12 protein-coding genes and 1 pseudogene are annotated in these 13,136 nt (G+C 51.7%); 8 read left to right on the plus strand and 5 right to left on the minus strand.

Annotated features, from left to right (window positions below):
- Nucleotides 1-365 precede the first annotated feature (365 nt).
- From ltrA to KDW_RS31290, 6 genes and pseudogenes are all read left to right on the plus strand, one after another.
- Nucleotides 366-2,057 carry a group II intron reverse transcriptase/maturase gene (gene ltrA / locus KDW_RS31265; protein WP_151756866.1) on the plus strand — a complete coding sequence of 564 codons (1,692 nt, stop codon included), beginning with the start codon at nucleotides 366-368 and terminating at the stop codon, nucleotides 2,055-2,057.
- 94 nt (nucleotides 2,058-2,151) lie between these two features.
- Nucleotides 2,152-2,875: pseudogene (locus tag KDW_RS31270) on the plus strand (HNH endonuclease); the annotation flags it as partial.
- Entirely contained in the window at nucleotides 2,856-3,281 is a 426-nt protein-coding gene (locus KDW_RS31275) for a glyoxalase superfamily protein (protein ID WP_233098057.1), read from the plus strand. The pseudogene KDW_RS31270 and the gene KDW_RS31275, both read left to right, overlap by 20 nt.
- A 161-nt stretch (nucleotides 3,282-3,442) precedes the next feature.
- Entirely contained in the window at nucleotides 3,443-5,665 is a 2,223-nt protein-coding gene (locus tag KDW_RS31280; protein WP_151759799.1) for an ATP-binding cassette domain-containing protein, read from the plus strand.
- A gap of 259 nt (nucleotides 5,666-5,924) precedes the next feature.
- Complete coding sequence (locus KDW_RS31285) at nucleotides 5,925-6,857, plus strand: sensor histidine kinase (protein ID WP_151759800.1); 933 nt, start codon at nucleotides 5,925-5,927, stop codon at nucleotides 6,855-6,857.
- A gap of 23 nt (nucleotides 6,858-6,880) precedes the next feature.
- Entirely contained in the window at nucleotides 6,881-7,108 is a 228-nt protein-coding gene (locus KDW_RS31290; RefSeq protein WP_233098058.1) for a sensor histidine kinase, read from the plus strand.
- 178 nt (nucleotides 7,109-7,286) lie between these two features.
- Here the strand turns inward: KDW_RS31290 and KDW_RS32135 are convergent, their stop codons facing one another.
- From KDW_RS32135 to KDW_RS31300, 3 genes are all read right to left on the minus strand, one after another.
- The gene (locus tag KDW_RS32135; RefSeq protein WP_162005796.1) at nucleotides 7,287-7,463 is read right to left on the minus strand and encodes a hypothetical protein; all 177 of its coding nucleotides are present in this window, start codon (nucleotides 7,461-7,463) and stop codon (nucleotides 7,287-7,289) included.
- Between the two features lie 13 nt (nucleotides 7,464-7,476).
- Entirely contained in the window at nucleotides 7,477-7,929 is a 453-nt protein-coding gene (locus KDW_RS31295) for a DUF998 domain-containing protein (RefSeq protein WP_151759802.1), read from the minus strand.
- 162 nt (nucleotides 7,930-8,091) lie between these two features.
- Complete coding sequence (locus KDW_RS31300) at nucleotides 8,092-8,439, minus strand: hypothetical protein (RefSeq protein WP_151759803.1); 348 nt, start codon at nucleotides 8,437-8,439, stop codon at nucleotides 8,092-8,094.
- 459 nt (nucleotides 8,440-8,898) lie between these two features.
- Between KDW_RS31300 and KDW_RS31305 the strand changes: the two genes are divergently transcribed.
- Both KDW_RS31305 and KDW_RS31310 read left to right on the plus strand, forming a co-directional pair.
- Entirely contained in the window at nucleotides 8,899-9,498 is a 600-nt protein-coding gene (locus KDW_RS31305) for an RNA polymerase sigma factor (protein WP_151759804.1), read from the plus strand.
- Nucleotides 9,495-10,565 carry an anti-sigma factor family protein gene (locus KDW_RS31310; protein WP_151759805.1) on the plus strand — a complete coding sequence of 357 codons (1,071 nt, stop codon included), beginning with the start codon at nucleotides 9,495-9,497 and terminating at the stop codon, nucleotides 10,563-10,565. Before KDW_RS31305 ends, KDW_RS31310 begins: the two co-directional genes overlap by 4 nt.
- Nucleotides 10,566-10,664: 99 nt before the next feature.
- On the opposite strand, the gene KDW_RS31315 is transcribed toward KDW_RS31310, so the two are convergent.
- Nucleotides 10,665-11,441 (minus strand): dienelactone hydrolase family protein, encoded by a 777-nt coding sequence (locus KDW_RS31315; RefSeq protein WP_162005797.1) that lies wholly within the window; start codon nucleotides 11,439-11,441, stop codon nucleotides 10,665-10,667.
- A gap of 1,427 nt (nucleotides 11,442-12,868) precedes the next feature.
- Complete coding sequence (locus KDW_RS31325) at nucleotides 12,869-13,135, minus strand: hypothetical protein (RefSeq protein WP_151759808.1); 267 nt, start codon at nucleotides 13,133-13,135, stop codon at nucleotides 12,869-12,871.
- Nucleotide 13,136 lies beyond the last annotated feature (1 nt).

The following is a 13,136-nucleotide window of genomic DNA, read 5'->3' on the forward strand; positions in this document are numbered from 1 at the left end:
TGAAGGGACGGTATTCCTCTTCATGAAGGCTGGCAGGCGATATTCCTGTCAGCTAGGACACCAGACCTCCCCGCAGTAAAGAGGGCACCCACCCCGCTCATATCTCGGATATGCGGGACACAGGAACCCCGATAGGGTCTACTAGCAATGGTAGTCAGCCAACCGTAAGGAAGGCCTAACTCCCTAGCGGGAACAGGAGGAACCAAGAAGCGAACGCCGCCAGCCGTAAGGCAAAAGGGAAGACATAACCTGGCGGATAGGACCATCATAGCAGCTGGAGATATCCAGATCGAAAGGTCGCAAACGTGGTTCTGGTGAATCACCCAAAGAACGATGTGAAGATTACTCATTGAGGGAAAAGTTAGATGCAAGGCAAAACCTTAGCAAACGGAACCGAAACGCACCCCGACACCAACTGGAACGGCATTGACTGGCACCAGCAGGAGCGGCGTGTTCGTAATCTGAGACAGCGGATCTTTCGGGCAACCCAGGCGGGCGATGGGAAACGCGTCCGCTCGCTCCAAAAGCTCATGTTGCGCAGTCGTGCGAACCGTTTGGTGAGCGTGAGACGAGTTGCGCAACTCAACACTGGCAAAAATACGCCGGGAGTGGATAAGGTTCTCTTAAAAACACCAGCCGCCAGAGGTCGAATGGTCGATCATCTCGGTCACTACTTCCTTTGGACGGCCAAACCCGCGCGTCGCGTGTACATCCCGAAGGCAAATGGCAAACAACGCCCACTCGGAATCCCTGTAATGATAGACCGCTGCATTCAAGCAATGGTCAAGAATGCCCTTGAACCAAGCTGGGAAGCTCGATTTGAAGGATGTAGTTACGGATTTCGACCGGGTAGGGGGTGCCATGATGCTATCGAGAAAATCTACAGGCTAGCTCGCCCAAACAAGCGAAAGAAATGGGTTCTCGACGCCGATATCAAAGGCGCGTTCGACAACATTTCGCATGAGCACCTGCTCAAAACCATTGGAAGCGTTCCAGGGTGTGAACTCATCAAGCAGTGGCTAAAAGCAGGATACATGGATAAAGGAGTGTTTTACGAAACAGAGGCGGGAACGCCTCAAGGTGGCGTGATCAGTCCGTTACTCGCCAACATTGCTCTTCACGGAATGGAAGAAGCGTTGCAGATCAAGCATCGAAAACGTGGTGAACTGGACAGCAAACGAGCATTAGTGAGGTACGCAGACGACTTCTGTGTGTTTTGTGAGAGCCAGGAAGATGCCGAAAAGGTCAAACAGATCCTTACTGAATGGTTGGGCAAACGAGGGTTAGCTCTTTCACCAGAGAAAACCCACATTGTTCATCTGACAGAAGGGATCAACTTCCTGGGCTTTAACATGCGACACTACAAAGCCGCAAACACAAAAACAGGATGGAAGCTGCTGACCAAACCAAGCAAAGAAGCGGTACAGAAACATCGAGAGAAGATGAAGCAGGAATGGGAAGCGGTCCGAGGATGGACAATGCAGAAAATCCTGTGGAAACTTAACCCGATCATTCGCGGATGGGTGAACTATTACCGAACGGGAACAGCCAAGGAAACATTCAACAAGCTTGATAACTGGATGTTTTACAAAGAGGTAAGGCACGTCAAGCGAATGCACCCCCACAAACCCAAGAAATGGCAACAACGCAAATATTGGGGGAAGTTCAACCTGGACAGGCAAGACCATTGGGTGTTTGGAGACAGACAAACAGGTCAACACCTGCTCAAATACCGATGGTTTCCCATTGAGAGGCACATCCTGGTCAAAGGAACGGCGTCACCTGACGATCGAACCCTGAAAGACTACTGGCAGAGAAGAAACGCGGCAAAAGCCAAAGATCTTACACCCAGTAGGCAGAAGATCGCCAAGAGACAACAGGGAATTTGCCTGGAATGTCGAGAGACGCTCTTCAACGACGAGGAGCTTCATGTGCATCACAGGATACCAAAGGCAAAGGGTGGAAAAAGCAACTACGGCAATCTCGTGTTAGTACACGCATTCTGCCATCAAAAGATCCACGCTGGAGAGGATGTAAAAGATGAGCTATCGGGGTAGGGAAGTTCGTGATTTGCTTGAGCGGCTTGAAGGGAAACTTTCACGGGCCGTTCTGAGGGGGCCGAGGGGCAGCAATGCTCACTCGGCTACCCGACTGCTGGAAAAATGGCAACGGACCTGTGCTTATTGTGGGGCGAAAGACCTTCCTTTGCAAATAGAACACATTCACCCCCGCGCCAATGGTGGCACCAATAGAGTCAGCAATCTGTGTCTAGCGTGTGAGAAGTGCAACACGGCCAAAGGGACGCAGGATATTGTGACCTTCCTCAAAAAGAAACCGGAGGTCCTGAAGCGTATCCAGGCACAGGCAAAAACACCACTCAAGGATGCCGCCGCGGTGAATGCGACGCGTTGGGCCCTTCACGAACGCTTGAAAGCCACGAGGTTGCCTGTTGAGTGTGGCTCAGGCGGATTAACGAAGTACAACCGCATCACGAGAGGACTCGGCAAAGAGCACTGGATCGATGCCGCCAACGTGGGCAGGAGTACCCCCGCTGTCCTGATCATCAAGGGTGTCAAACCGTTGGTAATCAAAGCCATGGGAAACGGCAGGCGCCAGATGTGTGTGCCTGACAAGTACGGCTTTCCCAAACAGCACAAAGCACGCAAAGGCTCTTACCTGGGCTATCGAACAGGCGATATGGTCAGGGCGATCACCCCGAAGGGCACCTATCAGGGACGGATTGCCATCCGCCATCGTCCATCATTTCACCTGGGCAAAACCGATGTTCATCCCAAATATATGCGCCGTTTGCATCGGGCAGACGGCTATGAGTACACACACGAAAGGAGTGCGTGATGCTCCTCCCCATGGGTAAACCGAGGGGTACCCGCATCACGCGAACTGAACTGATGGCTGATGAAAAACTTCTAATGGTAATGATCGCAGTCACCGATATGGCGAAGGCCAAAACGTTCTACGCGGAGCAATTGGGCTGGTCTGTCACCACAGACTATGGACAGGGCGCTCACCACTGGGTCTCGCTGGCGCTCCCAGGAGGGGGTGCCACGCTGACGCTGTCGACGATGCATGAACATATGAAACCTGGTACGATGAAGCTCTATTTTTCGACTTCAAATATTGAAGCAACCTACAATGAGCTCAAAGCCAGAGGCGTCCAGGTCGATGAAATTAAGAATGACCTGTATGGACCGGGCTCTGGCGTCAGGTGGTTTGATCTTCAGGATCCCGATGGCAACGGCTGGCTGGCAGTTCAGTCCTAGTCGCCTCGGCTGGCGATCAGTATTGCCATCATCTCTGCAATCAACCGCTTCAAGTGTCTGCGCTCCTGGCTGTATGGTAGGAGCGCAGACGCCTGGAAGGGACTGAACAAAGGCGTTCCAAGTGTGGAAACCAAAAAGCTCCGGAGGGCACATCTATCAGTATGGTTCAAGAATATATCGAGATTCGTGGCGCTCGCGAGAATAACCTCAAGGATGTCTCGCTGAGGCTGCCCAAGCGCAAAATCACTATTTTTACCGGCGTGTCCGGATCTGGGAAGTCATCGGTGGTATTTGATACCATCGCCAACGAAGCACAACGGCTGTTGTTCGAGAATTTTAGCATGTTTGTGCGTAGCTTCCTGCCACGCTATCCGCAACCAGACGCCGATGGGATTGAGAACCTGAGTATGGCGGTGATTGTTGATCAGAAACGCCTGGGTGGCGGATCGCAATCGACGGTGGGCACGGTGACTGATATCGCGTCTGTGCTGCGCCTGCTCTTTTCACGCATCGGTCAACCCTATGTGGGCTATGCAAATGCGTTCTCCTTCAACGATCCCCAGGGTATGTGTCTGGAATGTAATGGGCTTGGCCGCAAGATCGGTATTGGCCTTGACGGACTGATTGATACCACGAAATCGCTGAATGGGGGAGCGGTCATCGCCCCGGGGCTGACCGCCGGAGAATGCGATATTTATGGGCTTTCTGGCTTCTTCGACAATGACAAGAAGATAGCCGATTACACAGCAGAGGAACGGGACCTGCTTCTCTACAGCGAACCGCGCAAACATACGATTCTGCCGTACAACACCTATGAGGGTCTGGTGTACAAGTTCAATCGCAGGTTTGTTGCGCGGGACATCCAGACGCTCTCGCCACGCATCCGGCAAAAGGTCGAGCCTTTTTTGAAGCTCGGTCCCTGTCCGCTCTGCAAGGGTGCCCGCCTCAATCAGGCCGCCTTAAACTGTAAGGTCAAGGGATACAATATTGCCGACATGGCAGCGATGGAGGTTGATGAGCTGTTAGAGGTCGTCAAGGATATCACAGAACCGGCGGCGGCGCCAATCGTGCGCACATTGACCGAACGGCTGCAACATCTGGTGGAGATTGGGCTGGAGTATCTCAGCCTGGATCGATCCACCGATACCCTGTCTGGAGGTGAATCGCAGCGGGTCAAAATGGTCAAGCATCTGAACGGCAGCCTGGTTGATGTCATGTACATCTTTGACGAACCGAGCATCGGACTTCATCCACGCGATGTCCATCGGCTGAACGAACTCCTGGAACAATTGCGCGACAAAGGGAACACGGTCATTGTCGTAGAGCACGATCCTGATGTGATTACGAAGGCCGATTACATCGTCGATATGGGACCATATGCCGGGAGCGAAGGCGGCACGATTGTCTATGAAGGCGATTACGCCGGTCTGCTCCAGGCCGATACGCTGACCGGCAACTATTTGTTGCGTAAGAGGCCGCTGAAGGAGAGCTTTCGCCAGGCGACCGGAACGCTGCCAATCGTCCACGCGACAGTGAATAATTTGCAGGATGTCAGCGTGAATATTCCCACAGGCGTACTGACGGTCATCACTGGCGTGGCTGGTTCAGGCAAAAGCTCGCTCATCAATGAAGCCTTTCTCAGTCAGCATCAGAAAGCAATCGTGATTGACCAGGCGCCCGTGGGCACCTCCAGTCGCTCCAATCCCGCCACCTATACCGGTATTATGGATGAGGTACGCAAGGCCTTCGCGGCCGCCAACAACGTTGACGCCGGTCTGTTTAGCTTTAACTCCAAGGGAGCCTGCTCTAACTGTCAGGGTCTGGGCGTGACCTACACCGACCTGGGCTTTCTTGAAGGAGTCAAGCTTCCTTGCGAAGTATGTGAAGGGAAACGCTTTAAGGAAGAGGTACTGACCTATACCTTCAACGGCAAATCCATCGCCGATGTCCTGGGCATGACCATCCACCAGGCGCTAGAGTTTTTTACCATCAAAGGCGTACGGCCAAAGCTCCAGGCGATGAGCGATGTAGGCCTGGATTACCTGACGCTGGGCCAACCCCTGAGCACGCTCTCCGGCGGCGAATGCCAGCGAATGAAGTTGGCTAGCGAACTCCACAAACAGGGCAGTATCTATGTCATGGATGAGCCAACCACCGGGCTGCACCTTTCGGATATTGGTCGCCTGCTCACCATCATGAACCGGCTGGTAGATGGCGGGAACACCGTAATCGTGATTGAGCACCATCTCGACGTGATCCGCAACGCAGACTGGATCATTGATATGGGTCCAGAAGGCGGCAACAAAGGCGGCCAGATCATCTTCGAGGGCACACCGAGAGAACTCCTCGGCGCCAGACATTCGCTAACCAGTCAATATCTATAACCGTACCGTACCGGCAGCGCTGCCGGTACGGTGGCGCTCTTCCATCAGACGGGCACTGTCCCGGACGCGACCAGAACGCAGCTTTTACCTTTCTCATCAAATTGCTGTTCACTTGCATTTCTGCGCCATTGCTGCTAGAGTAACTAGCAGTAGAAAGGAGTGCTTGCGAATAGTGGAAACTCTGCTATTTCATCTTTTCTGCTCAGACAAGCCGATCAATGAGTTGCAGGTGTATTGACAATTTTTTTTCGAGGCCATAATGCAAAGGAACGAACGTCCTGGAGAGCCTCACGAGCAGGGGAATCGCAGGAGACGGAGTTGGTGGCGTGCTCCTCTCGTTGGCTATCTACTGGCTTTTCCTTTTGTTGGGGTATCCCTCCTCGTGCCGGCATTCGAAGCCACCCTGGGAATCGACAACCGTTTTATTGGGTCAACCAGCTACATTGTGACGATTGTCATTGGACTCGTGTGGGGCATTGGTCCGGCTCTATTCTCCATTGTACTCAGTGTGCTTGCTTTGGATTATTTTATTATCCCCCCGGTTGGCACTTTCACCTTTCACACCTGGAAAGATATCGTAGTTTTCATCCCCTTTATAATTGCACAACTTTTTTTGCTGTTCCTGTTTGTTCTACGAGAGAGAGATCGGCAGCGTCTATTGCTAGCTGAACAGGAGGCGCGCACACAGGCGCGAGAATTAGCAGAGAATAATCAGGCGCTTGCCGAAAACAATACCAAATTGGCACAGATGGATCAGCTCAAAGACCAGTTTCTTTCACGAGCCGCTCATGAGTTAAAGACACCAGTCGCCACCATACGCGGATATGTCCAGATTACTACACGCAGTCTCGCCAAAGAACAAAATCTACCCGCGAGCCTCACAAACCTGCCTGCTCAATTAGCAAAGGTGGAGGCGCAAACACGGCGCCTGCATGCATTAGTTGATGACCTGCTTGACCTGAGTAGTTTGCAAACGGGCGGACTCCCCTTGCGACTGGCTCCCTGTGATCTCACTTGTCTGTGCCGTGAAGTTGTGGAAGAGCAAATTACCCTGACTGGCCGCCATGTGGATCTAGAACTGCCTCCAGCCCCCTTTATGATCCAGCTTGATAGCGAACGCATCTCACAAGTACTCATAAACGTACTCACCAATGCCATCAAGTATTCCCCAGGGATGCAACCATACGGGTAAGCATGAGACAGGAGCAAAATAAGGTGCTACTCCAGATCCACAATACCGGTTCACACATTCCTTTAGAACAACAGCAACACATCTTCGAGCTCTTTTACCGTGCACCCATCGCCCGATCATCCACAAAACAAGGCTGGGGGCTCGGTCTGGCCATCAGCAAAGAAATCGTTGAACGCCACGGCGGACAGATGTGGGTGGAATCAGCAGAGGGCAAAGGCACAACCTTTTCCGTGAGCCTCCCCAATCCGTGAGCCCCCTCGCTCGGCTGCAACCTGTCCGCGTCCGAGCAGGTTTCCTGGCGTACCGGCAGGAAACCTGCTCAATGCTATGCTACGCTGTCTGCATTTACGATGGTTGATGTTTCAGACTGCGGGGCAGTACGCAGCATGACGGCGGTGGCGCTGATTATATACCAGGCTAAGGGCGCGATCACGAGCATGACGCGATTGATGATCCCGTCATGGGGAGGGTTGGGATTGCCGATGAAACCCGCGACCAGGCCGGCGCGATCAGGTTGACGACGGCGATGGCGGTAAAGATAAACAGCGGGATCCGATAATGAGGCTGTAGATGCCGTAGATGCGCCAGTTCCGCGTCATAATACACCTGAGACCCAGGATCAGCCAGGCGATCGTGAGGGGCAGGAAGACGGAATCGAAGGCGATCTGGTGCAGAATCGCGGGCCAGCCAAACTGCGGGCCAGAAAGGTGTTGGGAATGAACAAACCAGCCAGAATCCAGCCCAGGTCGGAGAGCGCCAGGAAGATACAGCCAGCATAGAGCCAGTTCCGGCCGAGGATGGGACGCATGCGCTGGCGATAACCAAGCATGAAAGCCAGCAGCAATAGACCAAAAACAATAAAGTTGATCTGCTGGATCCAGCCATAGCTGCCTACTTCCAGATAACTGATCGCCTCATTGTCGACCGAGTAGCCCGGCTTCAAAAAGCCATCCAGCATAAAAACTACGAAAAAAAGAAGAGGGGCGATAATACCAGCCCATAGAAGCCAGCGCTGAGAGCCGCTGGCCTTGCCTCCAGTGCTAGACACTGCATCGGTTCCACGAATTGACATCTTCAAAGTCTCCTTTCAAGGCGACAATGAACGCTCGCTTCCAGAAGAAAGCCAGCATGTTTGACATGATGTGGAGTTGTCTATGTACCAGAGGAAATATACCATATTCAGCAAGATAAATACATACTGAATCATATAAAAAGAAATAAAGACATGTATATATTATAGGAAAGGAGGTATTACGAATATGAACAGGAGCAGCAGGATCATGCTGATCAGTAACGCGATCAATGAGAGCAGGCGTCCCTTCGACCAGTCAAGATTTGCTGTATTGAATATGGCCACACCGGCTATGAGCAGGGCAAACACCGAGCCAAAGCTTCCCATTAACGTAACCATAAGTCCTCCCATGCTACGCAGAAGAAACCAGGCCAGCACGGCCGTCAGCACACTACATCCCAGACTTACAAGCGCGGGCCAGTAGAGGTGTTGCCGTGTTTGGTTGGTTATCAGCAAACCCATCATCATTAGTAGCAGGCCCAGTAACAAACACGGGACTCCGAGGAACATGATAAGCAATATATTCTCCAGGCCACAAAAATCATTGGAAGGCGCACAGGTGGCATGCATCAATACATACCAGCGGAAAAAACGGCCACCCCATACCAATCACAGCTATCGCGATCCCCGCTACGATCAACCCGAACTTATTGCTTCGGTTCTCCATCGACCCCATAGCATCCTTCCTTTCACTTATTGAAGAAATGGACACATAACAACATATTTTTTAAAGTAATGCTGAACACCACATACACAATGAAACGCTATCCTATCTTAAAATTATATGGTTCCGCTTCCTACATCGACAGTGTCAAATAACCTATTTATATTCATTGTACCTGCAAGCCACACACAATGTCCGCTTTTAGCTACTGGCATTGTTCTGTTGGTAAAGGGTTTCTGATTGAGCATAATCTATAGATACAAGAAACTTCTATATAGAACGAGAAGAAATGAGACAGATATGTGATGAATCTATCTTCTTTTGCGGGTGAGTTTGATGTAATCCAGCAGGCTCAAGCCGGGGATCACGAGGCGTTTCGCAGCCTGGTTGTGATCTATGAGCCACCGTTGCTGGCCTATCTCTGGCGCATGCTGGGTGATCGAGATGATGCCTATGATATTGCGCAAGAAACGTTTATCGCGGCCTATTACGCGCTGCCACGCTGGCAAGCACCCGAGCAGTTGCGCCAGGAGGAGCATCCCCTGACCCCCTGGCTCTATCGCATTGCCACGAACCGGGCGTTCACATTACTGAAAAAGCAATCCAATCTGCGCACGCTGGTTCCCCAGCATAATGAGGATGAGAGACAGGATATGATGGAGACACCGCCTGAGATGCCACTGGAGGAACGGCTGGCTGTACGCGATTTGTTGCAGGAGGCGTTGCGCCACCTATCGGAGGAGGATGCACTCTGCCTGGTACTACGCTTCGTGGCCGGTGAGCGCTATGCCGAGATCGCCACGGCCATCGGCATCAGTACAGAAGCGGCCCGTAAACGCGTCACGCGCAGCCTGAACGCCCTGCGCACGATCTATATGAAACTGGATAGTGAGGTGGCACGATGAATAAGTTTATACTGCACGACGCTGAGCCTACATGTACAGCTATAAGCGAGTTACTGGATGCCTATTCAACCAATGAAGTATCCATACAGGAACAGCAACAGGTAGAGCAGCACCTATCATCCTGCCAGCACTGCCAGCAACGCCTCGCAGAAATCCACTGGCTCAGAAAGATGCTCCTGGAAACCGAACCAGTAGTCCAGGACGCCACACCGGCACGCCCGACATCCAACCTGGCGGATGCTGTCATAGCGAATCTACAAAAAAATGCAGCAGCAAGTTCGCAGATATCCACACCAGTTGTCCTGGCACATAAGCGCCGCACAGTCAGCAAGCGCTGGCAACGCCCACTCCTGCTACTGGTGGCCGCGATCTGCCTAGTGCTGGCTGGTACCTTCCTTTTAGACTATATGCAATATCAACCGGCGATCAAGCAAGCACCCGGGGGCCCCTCGGTTGCTAAGCAATCTCCATCAATAATATCCTGGACCACGCAACCTGATCAGGACGCGATCTCTAATCGCGATGGCTTCTTCTCACTGCTGGGCATCAGTATCAACAAAGAAGAGTATGGCTTCTTCTATGTCTATCGGGCCAACCAGGGCACCATCCGGCCCAGGTTGACGGTGACAACCTACCAGACAGATAAACCGAGGACATTAACCAACTTGCCAACAAGCATACAGGTCCTGGGTCATGTAGGCCCCTATGAGGCGGGCTACATCTATGCGCCCGCCACGGATCACGTGCAACAGCATGTCATGCTACGCGCTTTCAAACCCGGCCAGACCAGCGTAGCCTGGCAACTGACACCCCTGATACAAATCATGCCCATTTCCCACATGGACTCAAGCTGGACATTCCTCTATGTAGATCAAAAGGCGCATCCAGAGATTCAGTGGACAGGACCGATCAGAAAACAGGCGGTATCACTGATCAAATATACACCCACCGGAGCCAGGAAAGCCAGTCCGATCTATATGTTTTTCCTCGGAAAAGATTCACACACACTGCGAATAATCACCAAAGAAGACTATCTCAAGCTCGCAGGACCCGAAAATTTCTTTTAAATACAGACAATAATTGGCTTGAACCCCTTGCTACGGTATCAGTTAGTAACATAAGGTGAGTGAGATTCTCCAGGCCGGGGAATCTCACTCACCTTTATGCTAAGCCAGTTCGGCGGCGAGTACTTCGCGCACGCGGCGCCAGGCATCCTCTGCTGCAGCCGGACGATAACTCTCGCCTGCTTCGTAGAAGAAGCGGTGCGCTGTGTCGGGATAGCTCACCAGTTCGTGTCTGATATTGGCCGCCTGCAGTTCGTGGGCAATAGCTTCACGTTGCGCAGCCGAGATGAGGTTATCTTGCTCGCCAACAAGCAATAACAGGTATCCATCATGTTCAGCCATGCCAGGTGTCAGGGACAGCGTAGGGGTCGGTTGGCTGACAGGAATATCCTGAGTCGTGAGCCAGCCTGGATAAAAGGCCACCGTTGCCTTGAGATCTAATTGGGTTGCGGCAAGATAGGCAATATGCCCACCAACGCTTAAACCCACCATGCCAATCTTTGGACATTGCTGCTCAGTGCGCAGGTAGGTCATGGCGGCACGCACATCATTGATCGCTTGCTGGCGAGTGAGCTGATGCAACAATTCAAAGCCACGAGTGCGACCTTCGGCCGTCGCTTCCAACTCTATGCCGGGCGCAGAACGGTGATAAAAATCAGGCGCGAGTGCCACATAACCAAGTTGGGCAATGCGCTCGACAAGATGGCGGATATAGCCAGTCACACCAAAAAGTTCACAGCCAACGATCACCCCGGGATACCTGCCCGGAGCCTGCGGGCGTGCCATATAGGCACCCATAGTGGATGAACCCGCCTCCTCATCTACAATGATCTCAACAGATCCCGTAGTAATCATATATGGTTCGCTAGCTTGAGACATACAAATCCCCTTTTTCCTCATATGTGCTGTTTGTTACCTTGCCCTCAAGGAGGCTATTCACTCTGCTCAGAAGCAGCCCCAGGATCAAATGGAGCGCCTTGTCAAGTCTGCAACCTGCTGGATCGAGAATTCTGTTTCCATGCAAGAACTATACAACCTTAAGTTCACTCCAGGTCAAGGGGATATCAAGGGAATTCTTCCTCAATTACTAATTCAAACCAGATAGGTGCCATAAACAGCATATTGACAGTAAAATCCTTCTTGCCTCTTGTTTCTTTTACTGCTATACTTGCTCTACCTAAGCTCATCTTTTAAGGAGACCCCTTATGCAATCAAGCCAGGATACTCTCAGCAGCAAGAACGCATTGCGTGTCATCCTGATCATCATTGGCATTATTATCCCGCTAGCTTTATTAACTTGCTAATGTTGATCTCGCTGATCGTCTTTCCACTCCCATTCATACCGGCCCCACCTGATATGCTTCATCAGATCGCACGTATAGCGTTCGTGGCTTTCTGGATTATTGCCTGGTTCATAGGGATCGGCTATCTAACCCGCATTATTATACAGAGTAGACGTAATCAAGCATTGGGAATGCACGTGGAGCTCCCAAAATGGATCATATCCCCATTAAAGCCTCTACATGCCATAGCCATTCTCATAATCTTCTGCTTCTTCAAGACGCTGTATCAAATAATCTTCCTCAATGAGCCATTTTCCATTCCTCTAATATTCAGTTGGATAACATTTCCAATCCTGTATATAACCCTGCTCTTGAGCATTCAATCGATCAAACTGAATATATGGGAGAGGAAAGCCGTATCAGATCCATATGCAATACTGGCGATAGTTGGCTATAGCTTCGGCGCGATCAGCTGGTTCTTTGTCTGTACAATCTATCTCTTCAGCCTACCATTTGCGATTGTTGGTATATTCTTATCGCTTGTCGGACGCATATCAATTACCCGCAAATCACTGGCCAATTGGGGACTGGGGTTCTCCATAATCGGTTTCCTGGCACCAATTATAGTTATCCTCATCAGTATGGTCATCAACCACTGCCCCAGTTGGCCCGGATGGCACTGCTCTATTCCTGTCGCAATAGATGAACTTTTTCAGTAAACAAAGAAAATACGAGCAGGAATCCCGGCGTACCGGCAGCGCTCGTCGCCAATACGTTTCGGTTATGGATGGAATGGCTACAATGGTGGCATGATCATGAAGCAACGCATGCAAAAATGATCAAGAGAGATACAAATGGTAGGTTCGACCCTTTGGGTCGATTGTCTCTCCCCACACGAACGCATTGCCTCACATGGCATAGCTTGCTCATGGTCAAGCAAGGATAGTATGCAGGGAACCAATCGACCCAAAGGGTCGAACCTACTTTCGTTCATCTCCTCTAGGGATCAAACCGTCCCTGGGCTTAAGCGAAACGTTGAGAGATGGTTCGACGTGACCAGCAAGCCATGTGTACGTCGAGTGGGCGCCACACGCGGAGGCCGCACTGCTGCGTTTGCGCAGGCCAGCGTGCAAGAACGATGCGCAGTGCTGTGGCGCCTCCAGGGATCGTGGGTGCCGTGCCGTTGCCTGCTCGCACAGCAACGTGGTAGAAGAGCACGTGGATCCTCCCCGTACCTTCTCGGAGAGGATCGCGAACCATAATCCGTCTCGGTGGAGGCGCCACAGGCATG

The sequence above is a fragment of the Dictyobacter vulcani genome (assembly GCF_008974265.1).
In the GTDB taxonomy this organism is placed as follows: Bacteria; Chloroflexota; Ktedonobacteria; order Ktedonobacterales; family Ktedonobacteraceae; genus Dictyobacter; species Dictyobacter vulcani.

What these genes read in the sequence shown, in the direction of transcription:
- ltrA (WP_151756866.1), top strand. Translation starts at nt 366, where the DNA reads ATGCAAGGCAAAACCTTAGCAAACGGAACCGAAACGCACCCCGACACC.
- KDW_RS31275 (WP_233098057.1), top strand. Translation starts at nt 2,856, where the DNA reads ATGCTCCTCCCCATGGGTAAACCGAGGGGTACCCGCATCACGCGAACT.
- KDW_RS31280 (WP_151759799.1), top strand. Translation starts at nt 3,443, where the DNA reads ATGGTTCAAGAATATATCGAGATTCGTGGCGCTCGCGAGAATAACCTC.
- KDW_RS31285 (WP_151759800.1), top strand. Translation starts at nt 5,925, where the DNA reads ATGCAAAGGAACGAACGTCCTGGAGAGCCTCACGAGCAGGGGAATCGC.
- KDW_RS31295 (WP_151759802.1), bottom strand. Translation starts at nt 7,929, where the DNA reads ATGTCAATTCGTGGAACCGATGCAGTGTCTAGCACTGGAGGCAAGGCC.
- KDW_RS31300 (WP_151759803.1), bottom strand. Translation starts at nt 8,439, where the DNA reads ATGTTCCTCGGAGTCCCGTGTTTGTTACTGGGCCTGCTACTAATGATG.
- KDW_RS31305 (WP_151759804.1), top strand. Translation starts at nt 8,899, where the DNA reads ATGAATCTATCTTCTTTTGCGGGTGAGTTTGATGTAATCCAGCAGGCT.
- KDW_RS31310 (WP_151759805.1), top strand. Translation starts at nt 9,495, where the DNA reads ATGAATAAGTTTATACTGCACGACGCTGAGCCTACATGTACAGCTATA.
- KDW_RS31315 (WP_162005797.1), bottom strand. Translation starts at nt 11,441, where the DNA reads ATGTCTCAAGCTAGCGAACCATATATGATTACTACGGGATCTGTTGAG.
- KDW_RS31325 (WP_151759808.1), bottom strand. Translation starts at nt 13,135, where the DNA reads ATGCCTGTGGCGCCTCCACCGAGACGGATTATGGTTCGCGATCCTCTC.